General features: G+C 60.3%; 29 protein-coding genes. 20 read left to right on the forward strand and 9 right to left on the reverse strand.

What is annotated here, in order from left to right; translation table 11 throughout:
- The first annotated feature begins 8 nt into the window (after positions 1 to 8).
- Together AACQ95_RS02540 and AACQ95_RS02545 are read left to right on the forward strand one after the other, a co-directional pair.
- Entirely contained in the window at positions 9 to 650 is a 642-nt protein-coding gene (locus AACQ95_RS02540; RefSeq protein WP_241280506.1) for a bifunctional 4-hydroxy-2-oxoglutarate aldolase/2-dehydro-3-deoxy-phosphogluconate aldolase, read from the forward strand.
- 137 nt (positions 651 to 787) lie between these two features.
- Complete coding sequence (locus AACQ95_RS02545) at positions 788 to 1,480, forward strand: helix-turn-helix transcriptional regulator (protein WP_241280507.1); 693 nt, start codon at positions 788 to 790, stop codon at positions 1,478 to 1,480.
- On the opposite strand, the gene AACQ95_RS02550 is transcribed toward AACQ95_RS02545, so the two are convergent.
- Both AACQ95_RS02550 and AACQ95_RS02555 read right to left on the reverse strand, forming a co-directional pair.
- A complete protein-coding gene (locus AACQ95_RS02550) occupies positions 1,469 to 1,858 on the reverse strand; it encodes a nuclear transport factor 2 family protein (RefSeq protein WP_241280508.1) in 390 nt (129 codons plus the stop codon). The genes AACQ95_RS02545 and AACQ95_RS02550 overlap by 12 nt on opposite strands.
- A 114-nt stretch (positions 1,859 to 1,972) precedes the next feature.
- Positions 1,973 to 2,980: a substrate-binding domain-containing protein gene (locus AACQ95_RS02555; protein ID WP_241280509.1), complete on the reverse strand. Its 1,008-nt coding sequence runs from the start codon at positions 2,978 to 2,980 to the stop codon at positions 1,973 to 1,975.
- An 89-nt stretch (positions 2,981 to 3,069) separates the two neighbouring features.
- Between AACQ95_RS02555 and AACQ95_RS02560 the strand changes: the two genes are divergently transcribed.
- Positions 3,070 to 3,720: a Qnr family pentapeptide repeat protein gene (locus AACQ95_RS02560; protein WP_241280510.1), complete on the forward strand. Its 651-nt coding sequence runs from the start codon at positions 3,070 to 3,072 to the stop codon at positions 3,718 to 3,720.
- A 114-nt stretch (positions 3,721 to 3,834) separates the two neighbouring features.
- Here AACQ95_RS02560 and AACQ95_RS02565 read toward each other — a convergent pair whose 3' ends face one another.
- Both AACQ95_RS02565 and gpmM read right to left on the reverse strand, forming a co-directional pair.
- Positions 3,835 to 5,235 carry a peptidoglycan DD-metalloendopeptidase family protein gene (locus AACQ95_RS02565; RefSeq protein ID WP_241280511.1) on the reverse strand — a complete coding sequence of 467 codons (1,401 nt, stop codon included), beginning with the start codon at positions 5,233 to 5,235 and terminating at the stop codon, positions 3,835 to 3,837.
- A gap of 9 nt (positions 5,236 to 5,244) precedes the next feature.
- Positions 5,245 to 6,774: a 2,3-bisphosphoglycerate-independent phosphoglycerate mutase gene (gene gpmM, locus AACQ95_RS02570; RefSeq protein WP_241280512.1), complete on the reverse strand. Its 1,530-nt coding sequence runs from the start codon at positions 6,772 to 6,774 to the stop codon at positions 5,245 to 5,247.
- A 325-nt stretch (positions 6,775 to 7,099) separates the two neighbouring features.
- On the opposite strand from gpmM, the gene AACQ95_RS02575 reads away from it, so the two are divergent.
- Genes AACQ95_RS02575 through gpsA form a run of 3 tightly spaced genes read left to right on the forward strand, consistent with a single transcriptional unit; the run spans position 7,100 to position 9,056 of the window.
- A complete protein-coding gene (locus tag AACQ95_RS02575; RefSeq protein ID WP_042866955.1) occupies positions 7,100 to 7,531 on the forward strand; it encodes a rhodanese-like domain-containing protein in 432 nt (143 codons plus the stop codon).
- A 47-nt stretch (positions 7,532 to 7,578) separates the two neighbouring features.
- On the forward strand, positions 7,579 to 8,049 hold the full coding sequence (gene secB, locus AACQ95_RS02580) for a protein-export chaperone SecB (RefSeq protein WP_005319808.1): 471 nt from the start codon (positions 7,579 to 7,581) through the stop codon (positions 8,047 to 8,049).
- Between the two features lie 2 nt (positions 8,050 to 8,051).
- A complete protein-coding gene (gene gpsA, locus AACQ95_RS02585; protein ID WP_043136411.1) occupies positions 8,052 to 9,056 on the forward strand; it encodes an NAD(P)H-dependent glycerol-3-phosphate dehydrogenase in 1,005 nt (334 codons plus the stop codon).
- Between the two features lie 247 nt (positions 9,057 to 9,303).
- Here gpsA and nfuA read toward each other — a convergent pair whose 3' ends face one another.
- Positions 9,304 to 9,882, reverse strand: coding sequence for a Fe-S biogenesis protein NfuA (gene nfuA, locus AACQ95_RS02590; protein ID WP_011704302.1), 579 nt, complete (start codon positions 9,880 to 9,882; stop codon positions 9,304 to 9,306).
- A gap of 149 nt (positions 9,883 to 10,031) precedes the next feature.
- A complete protein-coding gene (locus AACQ95_RS02595; protein ID WP_241280513.1) occupies positions 10,032 to 10,760 on the reverse strand; it encodes a ComF family protein in 729 nt (242 codons plus the stop codon).
- A 38-nt stretch (positions 10,761 to 10,798) separates the two neighbouring features.
- Here AACQ95_RS02595 and bioH point away from each other — a divergent pair, with 38 nt between their 5' ends.
- The 4 genes from bioH to AACQ95_RS02615 all read left to right on the forward strand — a co-directional run bounded on the left by bioH (position 10,799) and on the right by AACQ95_RS02615 (position 13,044).
- Positions 10,799 to 11,563, forward strand: coding sequence for a pimeloyl-ACP methyl ester esterase BioH (bioH, locus tag AACQ95_RS02600; protein ID WP_241280514.1), 765 nt, complete (start codon positions 10,799 to 10,801; stop codon positions 11,561 to 11,563).
- Between the two features lie 71 nt (positions 11,564 to 11,634).
- Positions 11,635 to 11,868: a hypothetical protein gene (locus AACQ95_RS02605; protein WP_042866965.1), complete on the forward strand. Its 234-nt coding sequence runs from the start codon at positions 11,635 to 11,637 to the stop codon at positions 11,866 to 11,868.
- A gap of 1 nt (position 11,869) precedes the next feature.
- Positions 11,870 to 12,670 (forward strand): putative metalloprotease CJM1_0395 family protein, encoded by an 801-nt coding sequence (locus AACQ95_RS02610; RefSeq protein WP_241280515.1) that lies wholly within the window; start codon positions 11,870 to 11,872, stop codon positions 12,668 to 12,670.
- Positions 12,671 to 12,765: 95 nt separating this feature from the next.
- Positions 12,766 to 13,044 carry a hypothetical protein gene (locus AACQ95_RS02615; protein WP_042866969.1) on the forward strand — a complete coding sequence of 93 codons (279 nt, stop codon included), beginning with the start codon at positions 12,766 to 12,768 and terminating at the stop codon, positions 13,042 to 13,044.
- A gap of 55 nt (positions 13,045 to 13,099) precedes the next feature.
- Here the strand turns inward: AACQ95_RS02615 and AACQ95_RS02620 are convergent, their stop codons facing one another.
- Positions 13,100 to 15,412: a Tex family protein gene (locus tag AACQ95_RS02620; RefSeq protein WP_241280516.1), complete on the reverse strand. Its 2,313-nt coding sequence runs from the start codon at positions 15,410 to 15,412 to the stop codon at positions 13,100 to 13,102.
- 345 nt (positions 15,413 to 15,757) lie between these two features.
- The gene (greB, locus tag AACQ95_RS02625) at positions 15,758 to 16,231 is read right to left on the reverse strand and encodes a transcription elongation factor GreB (protein ID WP_043136397.1); all 474 of its coding nucleotides are present in this window, start codon (positions 16,229 to 16,231) and stop codon (positions 15,758 to 15,760) included.
- A 223-nt stretch (positions 16,232 to 16,454) separates the two neighbouring features.
- Here greB and ompR point away from each other — a divergent pair, with 223 nt between their 5' ends.
- Positions 16,455 to 17,174 (forward strand): osmolarity response regulator transcription factor OmpR, encoded by a 720-nt coding sequence (gene ompR, locus AACQ95_RS02630; protein ID WP_005319762.1) that lies wholly within the window; start codon positions 16,455 to 16,457, stop codon positions 17,172 to 17,174.
- Entirely contained in the window at positions 17,171 to 18,481 is a 1,311-nt protein-coding gene (gene envZ / locus AACQ95_RS02635; protein WP_172955230.1) for a two-component system sensor histidine kinase EnvZ, read from the forward strand. The genes ompR and envZ overlap by 4 nt, the downstream gene beginning before the upstream one ends.
- Positions 18,482 to 18,518: 37 nt before the next feature.
- Here envZ and AACQ95_RS02640 read toward each other — a convergent pair whose 3' ends face one another.
- A complete protein-coding gene (locus AACQ95_RS02640; protein ID WP_241280517.1) occupies positions 18,519 to 19,433 on the reverse strand; it encodes a DMT family transporter in 915 nt (304 codons plus the stop codon).
- 356 nt (positions 19,434 to 19,789) lie between these two features.
- On the opposite strand from AACQ95_RS02640, the gene rpsJ reads away from it, so the two are divergent.
- From rpsJ to rpsC, 8 genes are read left to right on the forward strand one after another with little or no spacing between them, the layout of a single operon-like run.
- The gene (rpsJ, locus tag AACQ95_RS02645) at positions 19,790 to 20,101 is read left to right on the forward strand and encodes a 30S ribosomal protein S10 (RefSeq protein WP_005307944.1); all 312 of its coding nucleotides are present in this window, start codon (positions 19,790 to 19,792) and stop codon (positions 20,099 to 20,101) included.
- A 22-nt stretch (positions 20,102 to 20,123) separates the two neighbouring features.
- Complete coding sequence (gene rplC / locus AACQ95_RS02650; RefSeq protein WP_005319753.1) at positions 20,124 to 20,756, forward strand: 50S ribosomal protein L3; 633 nt, start codon at positions 20,124 to 20,126, stop codon at positions 20,754 to 20,756.
- A gap of 17 nt (positions 20,757 to 20,773) precedes the next feature.
- Positions 20,774 to 21,379, forward strand: a complete 606-nt coding sequence (gene rplD / locus AACQ95_RS02655; protein ID WP_005340616.1) for a 50S ribosomal protein L4 — start codon at positions 20,774 to 20,776, stop codon at positions 21,377 to 21,379.
- The gene (gene rplW, locus AACQ95_RS02660) at positions 21,376 to 21,678 is read left to right on the forward strand and encodes a 50S ribosomal protein L23 (RefSeq protein WP_042019359.1); all 303 of its coding nucleotides are present in this window, start codon (positions 21,376 to 21,378) and stop codon (positions 21,676 to 21,678) included. Before rplD ends, rplW begins: the two co-directional genes overlap by 4 nt.
- Positions 21,679 to 21,693: 15 nt before the next feature.
- The gene (gene rplB, locus AACQ95_RS02665; protein WP_005319743.1) at positions 21,694 to 22,515 is read left to right on the forward strand and encodes a 50S ribosomal protein L2; all 822 of its coding nucleotides are present in this window, start codon (positions 21,694 to 21,696) and stop codon (positions 22,513 to 22,515) included.
- Positions 22,516 to 22,537: 22 nt separating this feature from the next.
- The gene (gene rpsS, locus AACQ95_RS02670; protein ID WP_005307960.1) at positions 22,538 to 22,816 is read left to right on the forward strand and encodes a 30S ribosomal protein S19; all 279 of its coding nucleotides are present in this window, start codon (positions 22,538 to 22,540) and stop codon (positions 22,814 to 22,816) included.
- 10 nt (positions 22,817 to 22,826) lie between these two features.
- Entirely contained in the window at positions 22,827 to 23,171 is a 345-nt protein-coding gene (rplV, locus tag AACQ95_RS02675; protein WP_033130007.1) for a 50S ribosomal protein L22, read from the forward strand.
- Between the two features lie 3 nt (positions 23,172 to 23,174).
- A complete protein-coding gene (gene rpsC / locus AACQ95_RS02680) occupies positions 23,175 to 23,888 on the forward strand; it encodes a 30S ribosomal protein S3 (RefSeq protein WP_033130008.1) in 714 nt (237 codons plus the stop codon).
- Positions 23,889 to 23,896 lie beyond the last annotated feature (8 nt).

The raw sequence follows: 23,896 nt of genomic DNA on the forward strand, positions 1-23,896 counted from the left end.
GAAGCGTTATGCAAAACTGGAAAGTGACCCCTGCCGAGGTGTTTGCCGCCTCTCCGCTGGTACCCGTGATGGTCATCAACGATCTGGAACAGGCCCTGCCGATGGCCAAGGCGCTGCTTGACGGCGGCATCTCGGTATTCGAGATCACCCTGCGCACTCCGGTGGCGCTCGATGCCATCGCCCTCATCGCCAAGGCGATGCCGGATGCCATGGTCGGCGCCGGTACCGTGCTCAACTGCGCGCAGTTTGATGCGGCCGTGGCCGCCGGTGCCCGCTTTGTCATCTCCCCGGGGATGACCCCAGCGCTGCTGGCCCATGCCGCCAACAGCACGGCGCCTTTGATTCCGGGTGTTGCCACCGCCTCCGAAGTGATGCAGGCGCTGGAAGCAGGCTACGACCATCTGAAGTTCTTCCCGGCCGAAGCGAATGGCGGCACCAAGGCGCTGGCTGCCATTGCCGCCCCGCTTCCCCAGATCAAGTTCTGCCCCACCGGCGGCATAGGCCCGAAAAACGTGGCCGACTATCTGGCGCTGAAATGCGTCGCCACCGTCGGCGGCTCCTGGATGCTGCCGGCCGATGCGGTCAAGAGCGGCAACTGGGAGGAGGTGACTCGTCTCTCTCGCGAAGCGGTCGAGCTGGTTACACGCTAAGCGCCAGTAGTGCAGAAAAATCAGACAGGCCACCCTCGGGTGGCCTGCTTTTTGGTCGTCCTAATGGTGAAAAAGCCATTTGCAGCACGCAGCCTGCTCCCTTATGGTTATGGCCGGTTTCTCTCCGGCTGGCCGACATGTCCTTTCTCCATCGTTCCTGCCCGCAAGGGCACTTCACCCCGCTGCACTGCCATCCACAGGCCCAGTATTGCTACATGCACGATGGCGGCGGCGTCATCACTGGAGGCGGTGCCAGCGAGCTGCTGGTCGCCGGCCAGCTCTGTTTTATTCCTAAGGGCTGGGAGCACGAGTTTCGCGCGCTGCGCCACACTCGTCTCTCGCTCATCTATACAGCGCCGTCCGGGCATGATCCTTTTGGCCTGCGTCAGGTGACCCCCTTGCTGGCCGGTCTCTTTGCTCGTCTTGCCGAGTTGGGGGAGGGAAACGAGTGCGAGGCCTATTTGATGGTGATCGGCCACGAACTGGCACGCGCTGTCCCGCAGGCGGCTCAGCCTGCGCTTGCAGCCAATCTCGATCCACGCCTGCTGCGGGTGCTGGAGCGGGTCTGTCAGGCTCCCTCTGTCAACATTGCACTGGCGATGCTGGCAGAGGATTGCGGCGCCTCGGTACGCACCCTCAACCGACTCTTTCTCCAGCAGTTGGGTTGCACCTTTCGTCAGTGGCGGGAGCAGGTGGTGATGGGACGGGCGCGTCAGCTACAGCATCAGGGGCTCACGTTGGCGCAGATCGCCGACCAGCTCGGCTATGAGGATCCTGGTGCCTTCTCTCACGCTTTCCAGCGCTTTGTGCGGTGCGACTCAGCGCCGTGAACCTATGTCCTCGTCCTGCGCGCTGCCAGTCAGCAGGCAGGTTACCTCGTCGGTCTGGCAGATCCTGCCGTGGTGAAAGGTAAAGAGGCCGCTCACCTTGCAAACGAGGGGGAGGCCATCGTGACGGGTGGCCCGCACCACGTGGGTCGAGTGCACTCTCTCCCCTTGCGCCAGCATGGCGATAAAATCGATTGATGCACTCGCCAGATGGTTTCTCAGTGCCGCGATGTGCTGGCGGAAAGCCGCGTAGTCGAGCTGCTCGCCATTCACTTGCTGGCAGTAGTCCGGAGTGAACCACTGGTCGAGTTCGGCAAGGGTAAAGCTGGGATCGCAGATCACGTGTTGCAGGCAGGTTTGCAATCTCTCGGTGTTGTTCATCTTCTGCTCCTGATGATGTGGTCGGGATGTCGGGCCAGCATAGATCAGGGGACGGAGAGAACAGGCGGGAGGATGCGCCATCATGGCTGGTAAATGCGCCATGATGGCAGGGGGTCAGCCCAGGCTGTCCCCTTCATAGAGGGAGAAGCCCATGTCCTTACGGGTATCGGGCAGCGGCTGGCCGCTGAGTCGGGCCAGCAGCATGGTCGCCGCCTCGCGGCCTATCTCCTTGCGCGGGGTGACGATACTGGCCAGCTTGGGGGTCATGGCATGGCCTATGTCGAGGGCGTTGCTGCCGGCGATGGCGATCTGCTGCGGTACGGGTATCCACTTGGCCTGACACTGCAGCAGGGCGCCCACCGCCAGGTCATCGTTGGTGCAGAACAGGCCGTCGAGGTCGGGGTAGCGCACCAGCGCCTGATCCAGCAACTGACCACCCAGGGTGAAGCTGGAGGACTGCTCGGTCAGCAGGTGCTGGCCGGTCAGGCCATAATCGCCCATCGCCTGGTAGTAACCCTCCATCCGGAGCTGGGTGCGCACGTCGAGCCGCGCGCCGAGATAGACCAGCTTGCGTCGGCCCCGGCGCAGCATCTCTGTTACCATGGCCCGGGCGGCGGCCCTGTGATCCATCCCCACTACCATGTCGATGGGGGCTTGCGGCAGATCCATGGTCTCCACCACAGGAATGCCGGCAGTGGCGATCATCTTGCGGGTGCGCTCCGTGTGCTGGCTGTCGGAGAGGATCAGGCCGTCCACGTGATAGGAGAGCAGGGAGGCTACCTGCTCCTCTTCCCGTTCCGGGCTGTAACCGTAGTGGGCGAGCAGGGTCTGGTAGCCAGCGGGCCGGGTCACCGATTCTATGCCGTGCACCACGGCGGAGAAGACCTGGTTGGAGAGAGAGGGGATCAGTATGCCGATCGCCCTGCTGGTGGCGTTGGAGAGAATGTCCGGTGCCCGGTTGGGGATGTAGCCCAGTGCCTCCACCACAGCGGCGATCCGCTCACGGGTGCCCTCGGCCACGGCCTGCGGATCGCGCAGGTAGCGGCTGACGGTCATCTTGGTGACCCCGGTCTGGTCGGCTATGTCCTGCAGAGTGGGGCGGCGCTTTCGGGTATCGTTCATCTCGGGATCCGGCAAAAATGTTACAGGTAACATTACCGTTTTTGTTTAACAAAGTCAGCATATGACGCCATCGACAGAGGACTATTCGCATGATCAAGGGCAAGTGCTTCGAGGGGAAGCGTTTCGAACAGCAGTATGTGGCGCAAGAGTGTTTTACTGAGTGCCGCTTCATCGACTGCAACTTCTCCTGGCTGGACTTGAGCGAGAGCCGCTTCGTCGACTGCAGTTTCTACGAGCGGGAGCGCGAGCTGGGCTGCCAGCTGCAGGGCTGCGATCTGCGGGAGGCCAGCTTCCTGCGCTGCGATCTGACCCTGGCGGATCTCAGCCGCAGCCAGTGCCTGGGGCTGGAGATGCGTGACTGCCAGGCCATGGGCATCAACTTCGCCCGCGCCAGCTTCGCCAACCAGATCACCGTCAAGAGCTACTTCTGCGAGGCGCATCTGACCGGCAACAACTTCAGCTACGCCAACTTCGATGGCTGCCTGCTGGAGCGCTGCGAGCTCAGCGGCAATCGCTGGCAGGGAGCCAGCCTGCTGGGGGCCTCGCTGGCCGGCTCCGATCTGAGCGGCTCAGAGTTCGGCCAGATAGAGTGGACCAGCTTCAACCTGCAGGGCTGCGATCTGCGTCAGTGCGATCTGCCCGGGCTGGATCTGCGTCGGGTCAACCTGGATGGGGTGCAGATCAATGAAGATCAGCAGCAGGGGCTGCTCGAACAGCTCGGCCTCATCGTCTTCCCCTGAACCAGGCGGTCGAAAACGGGGTAAGTTTTCGTCATTCGATGCCGCCGACAGGGCCGTCGGCGACGATCAAAAAAGCCTGCGTCATGCAGGCTTTTTGTCATCGCGTGTGCGGGGTCAGCGTTTGGCCAGCCACTTGGTCGGGTTGATGGCTTCACCCTGATAGCGGATCTCGAAGTAGAGGCCGGGTCTGTCCTGGCCGCCACTGTCGCCGACCAGCGCCACGGGTTCGCCCTGTTCCACGCTCTGGCCCACCTGACGCAGCAGCGACTGGTTGTGACCGTAGAGGCTCATGTAGCCACGGCCGTGGTCGATCACCAGCAGCATGCCGAAGCCATCCAGCCAGTCGGCGTACACCACCTGGCCCGGTGCGACCGCCTTGACCTGGGTCCCTTCGCTGGCGCCAATCAGGGTGCCCTTCCACTTGAGCTCGGCGGTGCGGGGTGAGCCGTAGGAGATGAGGATCGGGCCCTGCACCGGCCAGCGCAGGCTGCCGTTGGTGCTGAGGCCGCCGTAGCCGCCACTGCTTGGCTTGCTGCTGCGCGCGGCGGCTTGCTGCTCCGCCACCCGGTTCTGTTGTTCGGCGACTTTCTGCTGTTGGGCCGCGAGCCGTTGCTGCTCGCCGACCTGTCGCTGCTGCGCCGCGATCCTCTGCTGTTCTGCAATCCGTTTCTGCTCGGCGGCCAGGCGTTGGGCCTCCAGGCGGCGCTGGCGCTCCTGCTCGGCCTTCAGCTTGGCCAGCCGTTCCCGCTCGGCCCGTTCACGGCGCTCCTGCTCTTCCCGCTGGCGACGCAGTTCTTCCAGCCGGGCCTTCAGGGCTTTCTCCGCCTTGACCAGCTTGGTCAGCTTCTGTTCGTCATCCTGTACCGACTGCTGCAGCTGGTTGCGTACCTTGGCGCGGCTCTGCTGGCTGGCCAGCAGGCTCTGGTGATGTTGCTGCTGTTCGCTCAGCAGGGTTTGCAGCTTGTTCTCGGTCTCTTTGGTGGCCTGCTGGTTTTTCGCCAGCTTGGTGCGGGTCGTGCGCAGGGCTTCGATGGCCTCGATGCGGGCCTTGTTGAGGTAGTCGTAGTAATCGAGAGAGCGGCTCAGTTTGGCCGGATCCTGCTGATTGAGCAGCAGTTTGAGGTAATCGTGGTTGCCCGCCTGGAAGGCGCTTTCCGCCTGCTTGGCCAGCAACTGCTTCTGATGGCTGGCCTGTTGTTCCAGATCCAGCTTGTCCTGTTGCAGGCCCACCAGTTTTTGCTGATTCTGTTTCAGCTGTTGTTTGGTCTGCTCGAGCTTGGCCGCCGCGGCCGAGATGGCCTGCTCATCGGCCTTGAGCTGGGTGTTGAGTTTGGCCAGCTCCTGCTTGCTGAGCTTGATGGTCTGCTGTTGCTCTTTGATCTGGGACTGCATGGTGCCGAGCTGCTGATTGGCAGCCAGGGCCTTGCCCGCGACAAACGACAGGCAAAAAAACAGCGCGCCGGCCAACAGGCCGACGCGACTGGTTTTGTTTGAAATAACTTCGCATCCCCGCATGGGGAAGGATTATTTCAGAATCATCAGGGGCTTGCCAGTCATTTCCGGCGGGACCGGCAGTCCCATCAGGGTCAGCATGGTCGGAGCCAGATCGGACAGTTTGCCACCTTCAACCACCTCGGACTTGCGACCGAAATAGATGAGGGGAACCGGCAGGTTGGTATGGGCTGTGTGGGCCTGACCCGTCTCTTCGTCCAGCATCTTCTCGGCGTTGCCGTGGTCGGCGGTGATCAGGCATTCGCCACCCACTTCGGCCAGAGCCTCGGTGACGCGACCGATGCAGTGGTCAACCGCTTCACAGGCTTTGACTGCCGCATCGAACACGCCGGTGTGGCCGACCATGTCGCCGTTCGGGTAGTTGCAGATGATGGTGTCGTACTTGCCGCTCTTGATGGCGGCAACCAGCTTGTCGGTCAGCTCTTCGGAGCTCATTTCCGGCTGCAGGTCATAGGTGGCCACTTTCGGGCTGGCGACGATCTCGCGGTCTTCGCCGGTGAAGCAGGACTCTTCGCCACCGTTGAAGAAGAAGGTGACGTGGGCGTACTTCTCGGTTTCGGAGATGCGCAGCTGGGTCTTGCCCTGCTTGGCCAGCCACTCACCCAGGGTGTTCACCAGGGCGGTCGGCGGGTAGGCACAGGCGGTTTTGATGTCGGCCGCGTATTCGGTCAGCATCACGAAGTTCAGCGCCGGGGTGGCGGCACGGGCAAAGCCGGTGAAGTCGCTGTCGACGAAGGCGCGGGTGATCTCGCGGGCGCGGTCGGCACGGAAGTTCATGAAGATCAGGGCATCGCCATCCTGCATGGGAGCGGCAGCACCGATGCGGGTGGCCTTGACGAACTCGTCGTTCTCGTCGCGGGCATAGGCGGCGGCCAGGGCTTCGCTGGCGCTGTCGGCGGTGAACTCGCCCTTGCCCTGAGTCATCAGGTCATAGGCTTGCTGCACGCGATCCCAGCGGTTGTCACGGTCCATGGCGAAGTAGCGGCCGATCATGGAGGCGAAACGACCCTTGCCCAGACGGGCAAACAGGGCGTCGAACTGTTCGATGGAGGACTGGGCTGAACGCGGCGGTACGTCGCGGCCATCCAGGAAGGCGTGGAAATAGATCTGCTCGGCGCCACGCTTGGCGGCCATCTCGATCATGCCCATGATGTGCTCTTCGTGGCTGTGTACGCCACCCGGGGACATCAGACCCATGATGTGCACGGCCTTGCCCTTGGTCACGGCACAGTCAACAGCCTTGGCCAGTTCGACGTTCTGGAAGAAGTCGCCGTCCTTGATCTCTTTGGAGATGCGGGTCAGTTCCTGATAGACGATGCGACCGGCACCTATGTTGACGTGACCCACTTCGGAGTTACCCATCTGACCATCCGGCAGACCCACGTCCAGGCCGGAGCCGGAGATCAGGGTGCTGGTGTAGTCACGGGCGAGACGGTCGAGGTTGGGAGTCTTGGCGGCAGCGACGGCGTTGTGCTCTTGCTTGGTGCTGTAGCCCCAACCGTCCATGATGACCAGAACCAAAGGTTTCTTAGCTGTTGACATAAGGCTATGTCCTCTCGGATAGGAATGAATTGCGGGAAGTGAAACTAGCGTAATATTACTACATCTGCCGAAATAGTCACCTGATAGCCAAGCCCAGGCCCGCCGTCGTTCAGGACTGTTGCCAGCCTGTTTCCCCTTTGTCGCCGGCTTGTCTCCCGGCTCGAAGAATCCTCGCCTCAAGGCGTCGGACGCCACTTTTTATTCCGATCCTTTATCGTGCCCCTGCCCGATGGGAGCCCGCTCCCGCTTTGCCGCCAAGATGGCTGATCTTGGTGGGGTCCCCATGTATACTCGGGCCCTTGTCTTGGTCCCTGGATAGTAGAAGATGCAAGAGTATTTGGATTTTGCGGCCCGTAACCCGCTGCTGACCGCAGCCTGGTTCGGCCTGGCAGGCACCCTGGTTTACACCACTGTGCGTGCTCGTTTTTCTCCGGTTAAGACGGTGAACAACCACACGGCTACCCTGCTGATCAACCGTGAAAATGCCACAGTGGTGGACATTCGCAGTCAGGAAGAGTTTGCCAAGGGCCATCTGGCCGGTGCCCAGCACCTGCCGCTCAGCCAGATCCAGAGCAATAACCTGGGTCCGGTTGAAAAGCATAAAGATGCCCCCATCATAGTGGTGTGCGAGTCGGGGATGACCGCTGGTGGCGCGGGTCGCCAACTGAGCAAGGCCGGTTTCAAGCAGGTGTATGTGCTCAGCGGTGGCATGGCCCAGTGGCGTGCAGATAATCTGCCGGTGACCAAAAAACGCTGATTTAAGGGCCTGCGCCCACATATTTTCTTAAAAAGGAATCAAACGAAATGGCTGACGAAATCAACAACCAGGAAGTACAACCGGAATTCCACATCCAGCGTGTTTACACCAAGGATGTCTCTTTCGAAGCCCCGAATACCCCGCACATCTTCCAGAAAGAGTGGCAGCCGGACGTCAAGCTGGACATGGACACCAAGACCAACATCCTGGCTGATGGCGTGTATGAGGTTGTGCTGACCCTGACCGTGACCTGCAAGCTGGAAACCGAGACTGCCTTCCTGTGTGAAGTGCAGCAAGCCGGTATCTTCACCATAGGCAACCTGCCGGAGCCGCAACTGGCTCACTGCCTGGCCGCCTTCTGCCCGAACATCCTGTTCCCGTATGCCCGCGAAGCCGTGGCCAATATGGTGAGCAAGGGTTCCTTCCCGCAGCTGAACCTGGCACCGGTCAACTTCGATGCCCTGTTTGCCCAGCACATGGCGCAAGCACAGGCCCAGCAGGCGACTGCGGAAGCCTGATAATGGCTGACCAGATCGCTATCTCGGTCTTGGGGGCGGGGTCTTATGGCTCCGCCCTTGCCATTTCTCTGGCGCGCAACGGTCATCCGACCCTGCTGTGGGGTCACGACCCTGCCCATGTCGCCGAGCTGGAACAAGACCGCTGCAACAAGGCTTTTCTGCCGGATGTCCCTTTCCCTGCCGATCTGCAGCTGACCGCCGATCTGCAGGCGGCGGTGCAGGCCGCGCCCGTGCTGCTGCTGGTGGTGCCGAGCCATGTGTTCGGCCAGGTGCTGGCTCAGGTCAAACCCTTCCTGCGCCCCGATACCCGTATCGCCTGGGCCACCAAGGGGCTGGAACCTGACAGCGGCCGCCTGCTGCAAGACGTGGCCCGTGAGGTGCTGGGTGAGGCGATCCCGCTGGCGGTGATCTCCGGTCCCACCTTCGCCAAGGAGTTGGCCGCCGGCCTGCCGACCGCCATCTCGGTGGCGTCGACTCACGATGACTTTGCCGATGACCTCTCCCTGTTGCTGCACTGTGGCCGCTCGTTCCGGGTCTATACCAATCCGGACTTCGTCGGTCTGCAGCTCGGCGGCGCCGTCAAGAACGTCATCGCCATCGGCGCCGGTCTCTCCGACGGGCTGGGCTTTGGCGCCAACGCCAGAACCGCGCTCATCACCCGGGGTCTGGTGGAGATGCAGCGTCTGGGTGCGGCCCTGGGTGCCGACGCCAAAACCTTCATGGGGATGGCGGGGCTCGGGGATCTGGTGCTGACCTGTACCGACAACCAGTCGCGCAACCGTCGCTTCGGTCTGGCCCTCGGGGCCGGCAAGAGCGTGGATACCGCCATGGCCGAGATAGGTCAGGTGGTGGAAGGCTATCGCAACACCAAGGAGGTGCATCTGCTGGCGGCCCGTTGTGGCGTCGAGATGCCCATCTGCGAGCAGATCTTCCAGGTGCTCTATCAGGGCAAGAACCCGAAAGAGGCCGCCATCGCCCTGCTAAGCCGGGACAAACGCGACGAATAAGAGCAAATTCCATTAGGCTGTTTTATTAGCCATTTTGAACCTGGGCAGTGCTCGAAATCCTCACGTATGCCTATACGCTCCGGTTTCTGCGCGCTGTCCGTGTTCAAACTGCCGTCAACAACGACGCCTACTGAGATAGGCTCATTCGGTTCGTCGGATAGCAAAAGGCCCCGCCAGATTGGCGGGGCCTTTTTCATGTGCTCATCAGGTCGGTGACTGCCTCGCTGCGGGAGTCACTGCCGCGGCATCAATAGTAGGAGTGATCGCCGCGCTGGTGCTCGGTGGCATCTTTGACGCCGTTGAGCTCGCCCGGGAATTTCTCCAGCAGCTGCTTCTCAATCCCCTCTTTCAGGGTGTAATCGACCATGGAGCAACCGTTGCAACCGCCGCCAAACTGCAGGATGGCCAGCTTGTCTTCGGTCAGCTCGACCAGGGTGACCTTGCCGCCGTGACCGGCCAGCATGGGGTTCACCTCGGACATCAGCACATATTCGATGCGGTCGATCAGAGGTGCATCGTCGGCCACCTTGCGCATCTTGGCGTTTGGCGCCTTGAGGGTGAGCTGGGAGCCCATCTGATCGGTGACGAAGTCGATGGTGGCATCGACCAGGAAGGGGGCGCTCAGAGGGTCGACCAGGCAGTCGAAGCCGCTGAAGGGCAGGTGTTGATCTTCCGGATCGACCGCGTCGGGTGGGCAATATGATACGCCGCACTCGGCATTCTGGGTTCCCGGATTGACCACAAACACCCGGATATTGGTGCCATCAGGCTGTTTTTCCAGCAGTTTACGGAAATGGGCCTGGGCGGTGTCGGAAATGCTGATCATCACTATCCTCATAAACCTGAGTGTACGACTAGGGTATTCATGATAACTCGCTTGGCAGTGCTTGGGTAGCATGCTGATGGCGCCGGGCATATGTCAAATATACCTATGGTCGCCTGATGTGCCTGAGCTTGCGGTAGCCATGTCGAGTGTCATTTGAGGTGTTTGAGCGTGCGGCAAATGGCCCACACCTCCACTTTTACGATGCCGCTCTCGTGCAGTACGCGGGTGAGTTGGCCTGCCGTCGCCCCCGTGGTCACCACATCGTCGAGCAGGGCCACGTGCCGATAGTGGTGGGGCTGGATCTGGAAGGCACCGCGCAGATTCCGTCGCCGCTGAGCGGCACTGAGCCGGGTCTGCTGTGGGGTGGCTCGGGTTCTGCGCAGCAGCCGGGTGTCGCAGGGGATGCCGGTGATCTCGCTGAGGGTGATGGCTATCTCCTCCGCCTGATTGAAGCCGCGCCACCAGAGTCGCCACCAGTGCAGGGGAACCGGAATGATGGCCTCGGGGGGATCGTCTCTCTCCAGATGATCGGCCAGCAGACGGGCGAGCAGCGGCGCCAGCAGGATCTGGCCAGAATATTTCAGCTGCGGGATGAGCATGGAGTAGGGGGCCTGGTAGTCGCCAATGACCTGCAGCCGCTGCCAGGGCGGTGGCCTGTGCTGGCAGCGCCCGCAGACAGGTTCGGTTTCTCCGTCAGGTTCCGGCAAGGGCGACGCACACAGGCTGCATTTGCGATAGGGCTGGTGGAGGGCCTGCTGGCACCAGCTGCAGAGCAGCGGCTGTGCATCGCAAGGCTGTTGGCAGAGCAGGCAGTGGCCCTGCCAGTCGGCATGGTTGCCAAGGATCGGACTTGCTTTGGCGAGCAGCCGCTTTAACATGCTGACCCCAAGAGAATGAACAGGGATCTTGAGTCTAGATGAGCGTATCGGTAGAGCGATTTGGTCAGGGGCCCGATCTGGTGCTGTTGCACGGATGGGGCATGAATGGCGCAGTCTGGCATGGTATTGCCCAGCCGTTGGCGGCCCATTATCGGCTGCATCTGGTGGACTTGCCTGGGTTTGGCAACAGTCCGCTGGCCGACGGGAGTGAGTACTCCTTGCCCTGGCTGGCTGAGCAGATTGCCGCCGTCTTGCCGCAGCAGTGCCATCTGCTCGGCTGGTCCCTCGGTGGTCTGGTGGCGAGCCAGTTGGCGCTGACCCAGCCTGAGCGCTGCCAGAGCCTGATCACGGTGGCGAGTTCCCCCTGCTTCATGGCCCGTGACGACTGGCCGGGGATAGCTCCCAAGGTGCTGACCGGCTTCAATCAGATGCTGGCGGGGGACTTCAAGCAGACCATAGAGCGTTTCCTCGCGATCCAGGCCATGGGCAGCGAACATGCCCGGGATGATATCCGCCAGCTGCGCCATTGGTTGGCCGAACGTCCGGCTCCCCAACTTGCGGCGCTGGAGGCTGGACTCGGTCTGCTGGCGGACGTTGATCTGCGCGATGCGCTGGCAACGCTGAGCCTGCCCTGGCTGCGGGTCTATGGCCGACTGGATTCGCTGGTGCCCAAGGCGGCCATACCGCTGCTGGACGAACGCTACCCGGCCAGTCACAGCCTGGTGCTGGAAAAGGCCTCGCACGCACCCTTTATTTCCCATCCACAGCAGTTCGTTGAAATCATTCGACATTTTGTTGGTTGAAAAACAACCTATTTGCTTCATTAATCCTCTGGCGTGACGGATAATTAATCCAGCGTCAGAGGAGTGTCATCATGCGTATAGATTCTGCATTGAACAGCGGAGTACAAGGGTTTCAGCGAGCGGAACAGATTGCCGACAAGGCATCCAGCCAGATCGCCCGGCTCAACACCCCGAGCGGTGATCAGGTACAACTGCCTGATGAGCTGGTCAACCTCAAGGTGGCCGAAGTACAGGCCGGAGCATCTGCCAAGGTGATCCAGACCGCCAGTGATGTTATGGGTACCCTGATCGATATCCGGGTGTGACATGAACATCAATGTCAGTCTGCCGACCATTATTCCTAATCAACTGCAACCGCAGACGGAATCGGCACGCACTGACAATCGCCGTGTAGCCCTCATCCCCCAGACCCGTCAGAGCGAGGCATTCAATGCCGAGCCTGAAGTCGGCTCACAGAAAGACAAGGCCAAGGCCAGCCAGGCCAATCCCAACCAGACCTCCCAGCAGACGCGGGAAGCTTCCCAGACCGGCAATCCGCAAACGCCGGTTGATCACCGCTTCGTGGAGGCCACGGGTGAAGACGGGCAGCGCAACAAGCAACAGCAGGATCCCAGACAGCAGGAGCAACAACAGAAACAGGAGCTGCAGGTCAAGGAGCTGGCCGACAGGGATCAGGAGGTACGGACCCACGAGCAGGCACATCAGAGCACGGGCGGCCAGTATGCTAGCAGTCCGACCTATCAGTTCTCGATGGGACCGGATGGCAAGCGCTACGCTACCGGCGGTGGCGTCTCCATCGACATCGGGACCATTCCCGGCGATCCCAGGGCGACCATCGCCAAGATGCAGCAGGTGCGTGCCGCCGCTCTGGCCCCGGCCGATCCTTCCGCACAGGATCTGAGCGTGGCCAGAAGTGCCGCCGCCAAGGAGGCTCATGCCCGCAAGGCGCTGCTCTCATCCGACCCAGACTCCGCCTTGGCGGCCGATGGCAGCGCCAAGACGGGCGTGCTGAACGGCTACATGGAGCAGCGCAACCAGGTCATTGCCCAGCGTTATCAACAGGCGGTCAGGCCTGCTGCGCAGCAAGGGTTCAGCCTGAACGTCTGAGCGCTGCACCACTCTTCCCCCTGATTTTTCGATCACGTCCCGGGTATTTGCAACTAATCTGAGGGGTAATCCCATTCATCCTCACAGGAGTCGTCATGCACTTTGATGAAGTCAAACCGGAAGACTTTGCCACCTTCTCCCGCGTTCCCCCTCCTCACCTTCAGATGGAACAGTTTTTGATGCAGCTTGGTGGTGGCGGAACCGAAGGCACTCACTTCAAGAAGAAAGTCATGCTGGCGGCCGGTTGGAGCCATACCGGCGTGGTTTCCTATGGCAAGTACCCGCAGGAGGCCTGCAAGGCATTCAATCGACTGCGGGAGGTGCTGGCCCGGCATCAGGATCCTGAAAGTATTCTGGCCACCCTCAGTCAATGAGTCTTGGTGTCTCGTAAAAAAGCCCCTTTCGGGGCTTTTTTCATGTCTTGACGGCTCATTTCTTGGTTTTGGAGAGGGCTGCCGCGAAGGCGTTGCCCATGGCGCCACCCACCGGCGTGCTTGGACGCGGCGCCGGTCTCGGCTTGGCACTGCCAGCATTCGCGTTGCGGGACTCCGCAGGCTTGCGGACCGGTTGTCCGGCTTTTTCGTCCAGTCGCATGGTCAGGCTGATCCGCTTGCGCGGGGCATCCACCTCCAGCACCTTGACCCTCACTATGTCACCCGCCTTGACCACCTCGCGGGGATCCTTGACGAAGCGATCCGTCAGAGAGCTGATGTGTACCAGCCCATCCTGATGGACGCCGATGTCGACGAAGGCGCCGAAGTTGGTGACGTTGGTGACCACGCCTTCCAATATCATCTCGGGCACCAGATCGCTTATCTTCTCCACCCCATCCTTGAAGGTGGCGGTCTTGAACTCGGGGCGCGGGTCGCGGCCCGGCTTGTCCAGCTCACCTATGATGTCGGTGACGGTGGGCACGCCGAACTGCTCATCCGTGTAGTCGGCCGGCTTCAGGCTGCGCAGCAGGCTGCCGTTGCCGAGCAGGCTCTCAACTTGCTGCTGGAGTTGCGCCAGGATCCTCTCAACCACAGGGTAGGATTCCGGGTGCACAGCCGAGCTGTCGAGCGGGTTGCTGCCCCCGCGAATGCGCAGGAAGCCAGCGCACTGTTCGAATGCCTTGGGGCCGAGCCGGCTCACTTTCAGCAATTGCTGGCGGCTCTGGAAGGCGCCGTGCTCGTCCCGATAGGCGACGATATTCTGGGCCAGGGTCTGGGAGAGACCGGATACCCGATTCAGCAGGGCGACCGAGGCGGTATTCACATCCACCCCGACCGCGTTCACGCAATCCTCGACCACGGCGTCCAGCCGGCGGGCCAGCTGGCTCTGGCCGACGTCGTGCTGGTACTGGCCCACGCCTATGCTCTTGGGATCTATCTTGACCAGCTCGGCCAGGGGATCCTGCAGGCGGCGGGCGATGGAGACGGCGCCACGGATAGAGACATCGAGATCCGGGAACTCCTGGGAGGCAAGCTCGGAGGCGGAATAGACAGAGGCCCCCGCTTCGCTCACTACTATCTTCTGCGCCTTGGCGGCGGGGTAGCGCTCGAACAGATCGCTCACCAGCCGGTCTGTCTCTCGCGAGGCGGTGCCGTTGCCTATGCTGATGAGCTCGACCTTGTGCTTCTGGCACAGCTCGCTCAGGGTCTTGAGGCTCTGATCAACCTGGCGCTTCGGCTCGAACGGATAGATGGTGGCGTGATCGACCAGTTTGCCGGTGGCGTCGACCACGGCCACCTTGACCCCGGTACGGATGCCCGGATCCAGCCCCATGGTGCAGCGCATGCCCGCCGGCGCCGCCATCAGCAGATCCTGCAGGTTCATGGCGAATACCTTGATGGCCTCGTCTTCTGCCGATTCGCGGATACGGCCGATCAGCTCGGTCTCCATCTGCAAGGAGAGCTTGATCTTCCAGGTCCAGCTCACCACCCCCTGCAGCCACTTGTCGGCCGGGCGGTTTTGCAGATTCAGCTTGAGGTGGTGGGCTATGATGCCTTCGCAGGGGCTGCTGCCCTCGTCTTCACCTGTGATCAGCGCCAGATTGAGAATGCCCTCGTTGCGACCGCGCAGCATGGCCAGCACCCGGTGGGAGGGGGCCTTGTGCAACGGCTCGTCGTGCTCGAAGTAGTCCTTGAACTTGGCTCCTTCCTGTTCCTTGCCGGCCACCACGCGGGCGCGCAGGGTGGCGTTGTGCCACAGATAGTCCCGCAGCTTCTCCAGCAGGTCGGCCTGCTCGGCGAAACGCTCCATCAGTATGTAGCGGGCGCCGTCGAGGGCGGCCTTGCTGTCAGTGATGCCGTGCTCGCTGTTGAGGAAGGCGGCAGCGGCCTGCTCGGGATCCCGCATAGGGTCCGTGAGCAGCAGGCTCGCCAGCGGCTCCAGTCCCGCCTCTATGGCCATCTGCCCCTTGGTGCGACGCTTGGGCTTGTAGGGGAGATAGAGATCTTCCAGCCGGGTCTTGCTGTCGGCGCCGTTCAGCTCGCGGGCCAGTTCCGGGGTGAGTTTGCCCTGCTCCTCGATGGAGCGAATGATCACCTGGCGGCGATCCTCCAGCTCGCGCAGATAGCCGAGGCGGCTCTCCAGGGTACGCAGCTGGCTGTCGTCCAGGCCACCGGTCACCTCTTTGCGATAACGGGCGATAAAGGGCACGGTCGAACCTTCATCCAGCAGGCGCACGGCCGCCTGCACCTGTTCCGGGCGGGCATTCAGCTCACCGGCAATCTGTCTCTCTATTACATGGCTGTGCATCTGGGATCTCTGTGGTCGCTTCTATCCAACTGGCCCGGGGTGGCGTCGATGTGCTGCGGCCGGGTATGCCGCTCGGCAGCTCGCCGTCTCTCTGCACCATGAGGGGGGACCGCATGGTGTGCATTGAGCGTTGCCGGGGCTGGCCCGCACCCAAGGCGCCAAATGTGAGCACTATATGGGGTCGGGCGGCGCTATGCCACCCTGCTGAAATGACATGCATGGCTGTCGGGCCGAATGGCGGGAGAGGGGCTGGCCGCCCAGATACTTGTCATGGGGGCTCTTTGCTTGGACGGGCAGGGCATCAGCCCTTGCCCATGGCGGGGAGGCGAACGCTTCCCGCTACCGTCACTTCGGATAACTGATCTCGTTGACATACCAACAGACGTCACCGACTGGCGTAGGCACTATGGCCTCATCCCCGACCTCCTTCTTGAGCAGGGCGCGGGCCATGGGGGAGTCGATGGAGATGTAATCCTTGCGACCGAAGATCTCGTCATAACCGACGATGCGAAAACGCTTGGTCTCGCCCTCGTCGTTCTCCACCTCGACCCAGGCGCCGAAGAACACCTTTCCCTCCTGGGCGGGGGCATAATCGACGATCCCCAGCTCCTCGAGGCATTTACGCAGGTAGCGCACCCGCCTGTCGATCTCCCGCAACCGCTTCTTGTTGTACTGGTAGTCGGCATTCTCGCTGCGATCGCCCAGGCTGGCGGCCCAGGCCACCTTGCGGGTGGTCTCGGGGCGTTCTTCGCGCCACAGGAAATCGAGCTCTTCTTTCAGCTTGTTGTAGCCTTCGCGGGTGATCAGCTTGGTCTTCATGGATTTCAAGTACCTGCGTCAATGTGGGCTGATGGGCCTCTGGTGGCTCGGCCGATCTTATCCGCTGTCGCCTCGCTGTCGAGCAAAACCTGCGTCGTCATGGGAGAGGGCGTGGGCCGGTGGGCGCAAGGCGGCCATGGGCAATAACCAGTAACATATTTATGCTTTGCCGTTGGGGGCCCGGGCTCTAGTATTGGCAACATATCGAGAGGAGAGGCAAGCAATGAGTCAGCAATACAAGGTTCTGGTGGTCGACGATGATTTGAAATTGCGTTCCCTGCTGGAGCGCTATCTGACCGAACAAGGATTCGTGGTTCGTGGCGTCGCCAATGGTGAACAGGCGGATCGCCTGCTGACTCGTGAAAATTTCAGCCTGATGGTGCTGGACTTGATGCTGCCGGGGGAGGACGGCCTCTCCATCTGTCGCCGCCTGCGCGAGGCCGGCAACCAGATCCCGGTGCTGATGCTCACCGCCAAGGGCGATGAGGTGGATCGCATCGTCGGGCTCGAGATGGGGGCCGACGATTATCTGCCCAAGCCGTTCAACCCGCGCGAACTGCTGGCGCGGATCCGCGCCGTGCTGCGCCGTCATACCGTCGAACTGCCCGGGGCTCCCTCGACCGCCGAGAAGATGGTGACCTTCGGCAGCTATCAGCTCAACCTGGCGACCCGTGAACTCAGCCGTGATGGCGAGCCGGTAGCCCTGACCAGCGGCGAATTTGCCGTGCTCAAGGTGCTGGTCAGCCATCCCCGCGAGCCCCTCTCCCGCGACAAGCTGATGAACCTAGCCAGAGGGCGCGAGTACACGGCGACCGAGCGCAGCATCGATGTACAGGTCTCCCGCTTGCGCCGCTTGCTGGAGCAGGACCCGGCCCAGCCGCGTTACCTACAGACCGTCTGGGGCCTGGGTTACGTCTTCGTGCCGGACGGTGATGGCGAATGAAGAAAGTGAGCAGCATGTTTTCCCGCATGCTCTGGTTTCTGGCCGCCGTGTTGGTGGTCTATCAGTTTGTCTCCTATGCCACCTTCTACAACTATCTGCTGGCGCCGACCGTCAAGCAGATCAGCCACCTGCTGGCCAACCAGGTCAAACTCATCTTTCCGGTCGAAAGCAACCAGCTGGCGCTGAGCGAGGATGCCGAGGCGCTGGTCTATGTGGCGACCGGCAGCGACATCTATACCCAGACAGAGGCGGAGCAGCATGGGCTCAATGACTCCAAGCCCTACACCTATCTGGAAGAGAGCATCAGCCGCGAGCTGGGGGGCAAGACCAAGGTACGGGTCGAGATCCAGGATCACTACATCATCTGGATCCAGCCGCCCCAGGCCAATCAGGTGTGGGTTCGCATCCCGCTGACCGAGATCGAGGATGACGACATAGAGCCGCTGATCCTCTACATGAGCGTGCTGCTGGTGGTGACCCTGTTCGCGGCCTGGCGGTTTGCCCGCCAGCTGGTGCGTCCGCTGGAGGATCTGGAGGCCGGTGCCGTGGCCGTGGCCCGCGGCAACTTCCCCGACGCGCTGGGGGAGCAGGGCTCGCGGGAGGTACGCCGGTTGACCCGCACCTTCAACCACATGTCGAGCTCGATCAAGGGGCTGATCGAGGAGCGCAACCTGATGATGGCCGGGGTCTCCCACGATCTGCGCACCCCCTTGACCCGCATCCGGTTGGCGACCGAGATGATGTCTTCCGGGGATGAGTATCTCAAGGAGAGCATCAACGCGGACATTGACGAGTCCAACGGCATCATAGATCAGTTCATTGACTACATCCGGCCGGACGAGGGGCTGGATACCCAGCAAATCGACCTGACCCAGCTGATCCACGACGTGCTGCTGGTGCAGACCGATCAGGGGCTGGAGGTGGATCTCGAATTGCCTGAAGAGGCGGTGCGGGTGGCCTGCAATCCCATCAGCATCCGGCGCATCCTCAACAACCTGTCGGGCAACTCGTTGCGCTATGGCGCGAGCCGCCTGCATGCAGAGCTGAAGGATGATGGCCACTGGGTGCGGCTGCGGCTGTCAGACAACGGCCCCGGCATCCCGGAGCAGGACTACTACCGGGTGCTCAAGCCCTTTACCCAGGGCAACGAGGCCCGCACTGGCAGCGGCAGCGGCCTGGGGCTGGCCATAGTGGCCAAGATTGTCTCCCAGCACCATGGCACCATACGGCTGGGGAGCTCGGAACTGGGGGGCTTGCTGGTGGAGATCCGGCTACCCAAGAACCAGCCACTGGAGTGGATGGATTGAGAGAAGGGCGTATCCGTGGATACGCCCTTCTGCATTGTCAGGCTTGCGGCTCGGTGCTCTTGCGGTAGCGCTTGCCGTATTTGAGCTGCTGGATCAGCAGGGCGGCCACGATCAGCCCGAGCCCTATGGGGGTGGCCGGGTGTATGGCTTCGCCGATCAGCAGGTTGAGCAGTACCAGGGAGGCAAACGGCGAGATGAAGATGAGGTTGCTGATGGGGGCCGTGTTGGTGGCGTGGCGCAGCGCCATCAGCCAAAGCACGAAGCCGAAACCCATCTCGAACAGGCCCACATAGATGGCGCCGGCCCAGCCCTGCCAGGCGGTCATGGCAAAATCGGAGAGCAGCCAGGTCGCCGCGACGATGAAAGGCAGGCTGATGATGAAGCCGAGCAGCAGGCTGACGATGGGGTCTCCCTGATTGCGGGTGTTGAGGATCCAGTAACTGGCCCAGATAAGGGTCGACACTAGCGCCAGGGTCACCCCGAGCGGGCTGTCGAACTGCAGGCCGAATACATCCCCCTTGGTGGCGATCACCAGAGCGCCGAAGTAACCCAGTATTATGGCGACGCCGTCGCGGCGGCGCAGCTTCTGGCCGAGAAAAGGAACGGCCAGCAGGCTGAGGGTGATGGCCCAGGTGTAGTTGAGGGTCTGCGCCTGTTGCGCGGGCAGCAGGTCATAGGCCTTGAACAGCAGCAGGTAATAGAGGAAGGGATTCAATACCCCCAGCGCCAGGTAATAGAGGGGGCGGGCCTTGAGGTAACTCAGCAGCAGTGCCAGCTTGCCCTGTTTGGCAACGATAGCGCCGAGAGTCAGGGTCGAGGTGAAGGCGGCCACAAGCAGCAGCTGCACAGGCTCGAAGTAGGCGAGGGAAATCTTGAAGGCGGTGGCGACCGTCGACCAGAGGGCAACGGCGCAGAGTCCATACTGATAGGCTTTCTTTTGATCTTTGAGCATAGAATGTCGTTCCACTGACGGAGGCAGGTGCACAGTCTACCAGCCTGTTTGTAACATTGTCGTCACCCCCGGTTGGCGGGGAATGGCGTCACCGCCGGCGAGATCCATCTGTCACATAAAACTGCGCACAATCTGTTCGCTCTCCCTTGCGCAAATTTGAAAAATCCGTATAATCCCCTCCGCTTACCCATGAGGTAAGCCAGACGATATGTCTGCTGCTGAGTTGTTCGTTTACGGACAGCCAGCCATACAGTCCTCCCGATATGGGGGGAAACGTGAAAAATCACACCTCTGGCGGGATCACTCCCGGTCGGGCGGTGTTGGTTTATGTTCTTTTATCTATTGGAGCTCTGTCAATGCAGAACCAAAGAATCCGTATTCGCCTGAAGGCTTTTGATCATCGCCTGATTGATCAATCCACAGCGGAAATCGTTGAAACTGCAAAGCGCACCGGCGCGCAGGTTCGCGGTCCTATCCCGCTGCCGACTCGCAAAGAGCGCTTCACCGTCCTGATCTCCCCGCACGTCAACAAAGATGCGCGTGATCAGTACGAGATCCGCACTCACAAGCGTCTGGTAGACATCGTTGAACCGACTGACAAGACCGTTGACGCTCTGATGCGTCTGGATCTGGCAGCTGGTGTAGACGTCCAGATCAGCCTGGGTTAATTACGGAAAGAGGTTGATAACAATGACAATCGGTCTTGTAGGTCGCAAAGTGGGTATGACTCGCATCTTCACTGAAGATGGCGTTTCTATCCCGGTGACTGTTATCGAAGTTGAAGCTAACCGTGTAACTCAGGTCAAATCTGTAGAAACCGACGGCTACAACGCTATTCAGGTTACCACTGGCGCCAAAAAAGCCAGCCGTGTGACCAAGCCGGAAGCTGGCCACTTCGCCAAAGCTGGTGTAGAAGCCGGCCGCGGTCTGTGGGAATTCCGCTTGAACAACGGTGAAACTTTCACTGTTGGTAGCGAGCTGAAAGTAGATCTTCTCGCTGACGTTAAGATGGTAGACGTTACCGGCACATCCAAAGGTAAAGGTTTTGCGGGCACTGTAAAGCGCCACAACTTCCGTACCCAGGATATGACCCACGGTAACTCCTTGTCTCACCGCGCTCCGGGTTCTATCGGTCAGAACCAGACTCCGGGTCGTGTATTCAAGGGCAAAAAGATGGCTGGTCACATGGGTGCTGAGCGTGTAACGACTCAGAACCTGGAACTGGTTCGTGTTGACGCTGAACGTAACCTGCTGCTCATCAAAGGTGCAGTCCCAGGTGCAACCAACGGCAACGTGATCGTCAAACCTGCCGTCAAAGCGTAACGTCTGAGGAGATAGTAATGGAATTGGTAATGAAAGACGCCAAGAGCGCTCTTGAAGTTTCCGAGACTACCTTCGGGCGCGAATTCAACGAAGCTCTGGTTCACCAGGTCGTCGTTGCATATGCCGCAGGTGCCCGTCAGGGTACTCGCGCGCAGCTGACTCGCTCTGAAGTGTCTGGTGGCGGCAAAAAGCCGTGGCGTCAGAAGGGTACTGGTCGTGCCCGTGCTGGCTCCATCCGTTCGCCCATTTGGCGTTCCGGTGGTGTGACTTTTGCTGCTAAGCCGCAAGATCACAGCCAAAAAGTAAACAAGAAGATGTACCGCGGCGCTATCCGTAGCATCCTGTCCGAGCTGGTACGTCAAGAGCGCCTGATCGTTGTCGAGAAATTCGGCATCGAAGCGCCGAAGACCAAAGAACTGATCGCCAAGCTGAAAGAGATGGAACTGACTGACGTTCTGATCGTGACAGCTGAAGTCGATGAGAACCTGTTCCTGGCTGCTCGCAACCTGTACAAAGTTGACGTGCGTGATGTTGCCGGTATCGACCCGGTCAGCCTGATCGCTTTCGACAAGGTTCTGATGACTGCTGATGCAGTTAAGCAAATCGAGGAGATGCTGGCATGATCCGCGAAGAGCGTCTGTTGAAAGTTCTGAAGGCTCCGCATATCTCTGAAAAGAGCACCATGGTCGCCGAGAAGCAGAACACTATCGTGTTCAAAATTGCTGTCGACGCCACCAAGGCGGAAGTCAAAGCTGCAGTTGCGAAACTGTTCGAGGTCGAAGTTGAGACCGTCCGTACCCTGAACATGAAGGGTAAAACCAAGCGCGCAGGTGCACGCGTAGGCCGTCGTTCCGATTGGAAAAAGGCTTATGTGACCCTGAAAGCTGGTCAGGACATCGACTTCATGGGCGCAGCCGAGTAAGAGGAGTTCTGAAAAATGGCAATCGTTAAGTGCAAGCCTACTTCTCCGGGCCGCCGCCACGTCGTTAAGATCGTCAATCAAGAGCTGTACAAGGGTAAGCCCTTTGCCGCTCTGCTGGACAGCAAGAGCAAGTCCGGTGGTCGTAACAACAACGGTCGTATCACTACCCGTCATATCGGTGGTGGTCACAAGCAGCATTACCGTATCGTCGACTTCAAGCGCGACAAAGACGGTATCCCGGCCAAAGTAGAGCGCCTGGAATACGATCCTAACCGTACCGCTAACATCGCTCTGGTGTTGTATGCAGACGGTGAGCGTCGTTACATCCTGGCTCCGAAAGGCCTGAAAGCTGGTGACGCTATCGCTTCTGGTGCTGATGCCGCAATCAAGGTAGGTAACACCCTGCCGATGCGCAACATCCCGGTCGGTTCGACTGTTCACGCCGTTGAGATGAAACCTGGTAAAGGTGCCCAGCTGGCTCGTTCCGCTGGTACTTTCATCCAGATCCTGGCTCGTGAAGGTAACTATGTAACTCTGCGTCTGCGTTCCGGCGAAGTACGTAAAGTTCTGGCCGAGTGCCGCGCCACCATAGGTGAAGTCGGTAACTCCGAGCACATGTTGCGTCAACTGGGTAAAGCCGGTGCCAACCGCTGGCGTGGTATTCGTCCGACCGTTCGCGGTATGGCGATGAACCCGGTCGACCACCCGCACGGTGGTGGTGAGGGTCGTAACAAGGGCATGCAGCCTGTGTCCCCATGGGGCCAGAAGGCTAAAGGCTTCAAGACCCGTAAGAACAAGCGTACCGACAAGTACATCGTACGTCGTCGTAACAAGTAATTGTTAACATAGAGGAATCACCATGCCACGTTCTCTCAAGAAGGGTCCATTTATTGACCTGCACTTGCTGAAGAAGGTAGAGAAAGCGGTGGAAAGCGGGGATAAAAAGCCGGTTAAGACCTGGTCCCGTCGTTCAATGATCATCCCGAACATGATCGGTTTGACCATCGCTGTCCATAATGGTCGTCAGCACGTTCCGGTTTTCGTTACCGAAGAAATGATCGGTCACAAACTGGGTGAATTCGCACCGACTCGTACTTATCGCGGCCATGCTGCTGATAAGAAGGCTAAGAAGCGCTAAGGGATAAATGATGGAAGCTATCGCTAAACACCGTTATGCCCGTACTTCTGCCCAGAAAGCTCGTCTGGTAGCCGATCAAGTACGTGGTCTGTCCGTAGACAAGGCTCTGAATCTCCTGACCTTCAGCCCGAAAAAGGCTGCTGTGCTGGTTAAGAAAGTGCTGGAATCTGCCATTGCAAACGCTGAGCACAACGAAGGCGCCGACATCGACGCCCTGCGTGTTGCTACTATCATGGTCGACGAAGGTCCCTCCATGAAGCGCATCCGTCCGCGTGCCAAAGGTCGTGCGGATCGTATCCTCAAGCGTACCGCTCACATCACTGTAGTGGTATCCGACGCTAAGGCTGGGAGATAAGCAATGGGTCAGAAAGTACATCCTAATGGCATTCGCCTGGGTATTACCAAGCCTTGGAATTCTACCTGGTTCGCGAACACCAAAGACTTCGCTGACAACCTGTACAGCGATTTTCAAGTACGCCAGTTCCTGACCAAGGAGCTGAAAAACGCTTCCTTGTCCAAGATCACCATCGAGCGTCCGGCCAAGAGCATCCGTGTGACCATTCACACCGCTCGTCCGGGTGTCGTGATCGGCAAGAAAGGCGAAGACGTTGAGAAACTGCGCAAAGCCGTCGCCGTAATTGCTGGCGTGCCTGCTCAGATCAACATTTCCGAAGTCCGCAAGCCGGAGCTGGATGGCAAACTCGTTGCCGACAGCATCACTTCCCAGCTGGAACGTCGCGTTATGTTCCGTCGTGCTATGAAGCGCGCCGTACAAAACGCCATGCGCCTGGGTGCCAAGGGCATCAAAGTGGAAGTGTCCGGTCGTCTGGGCGGCGCTGAAATCGCGCGTACCGAATGGTACCGTGAAGGTCGTGTGCCTTTGCACACCCTGCGTGCCGACATCGACTACGCAACTTCTGAAGCCCACACCACTTACGGTGTGATCGGCGTCAAAGTTTGGATCTTCAAGGGCGAAGTTCTGGGCGGTCTGGCTGCAGTCAATGCTGCCGCTGCTCAAGAGCAAGCTCCTGCAAAGCCCAAGCGTGACAACAAGCGCCGCGCTGCTAAGTAAGGAGATCG

It is taken from the genome of Aeromonas sp. MR19 (assembly GCF_963899305.1).
In the GTDB taxonomy this organism is placed as follows: Bacteria; Pseudomonadota; Gammaproteobacteria; order Enterobacterales; family Aeromonadaceae; genus Aeromonas; species Aeromonas bestiarum.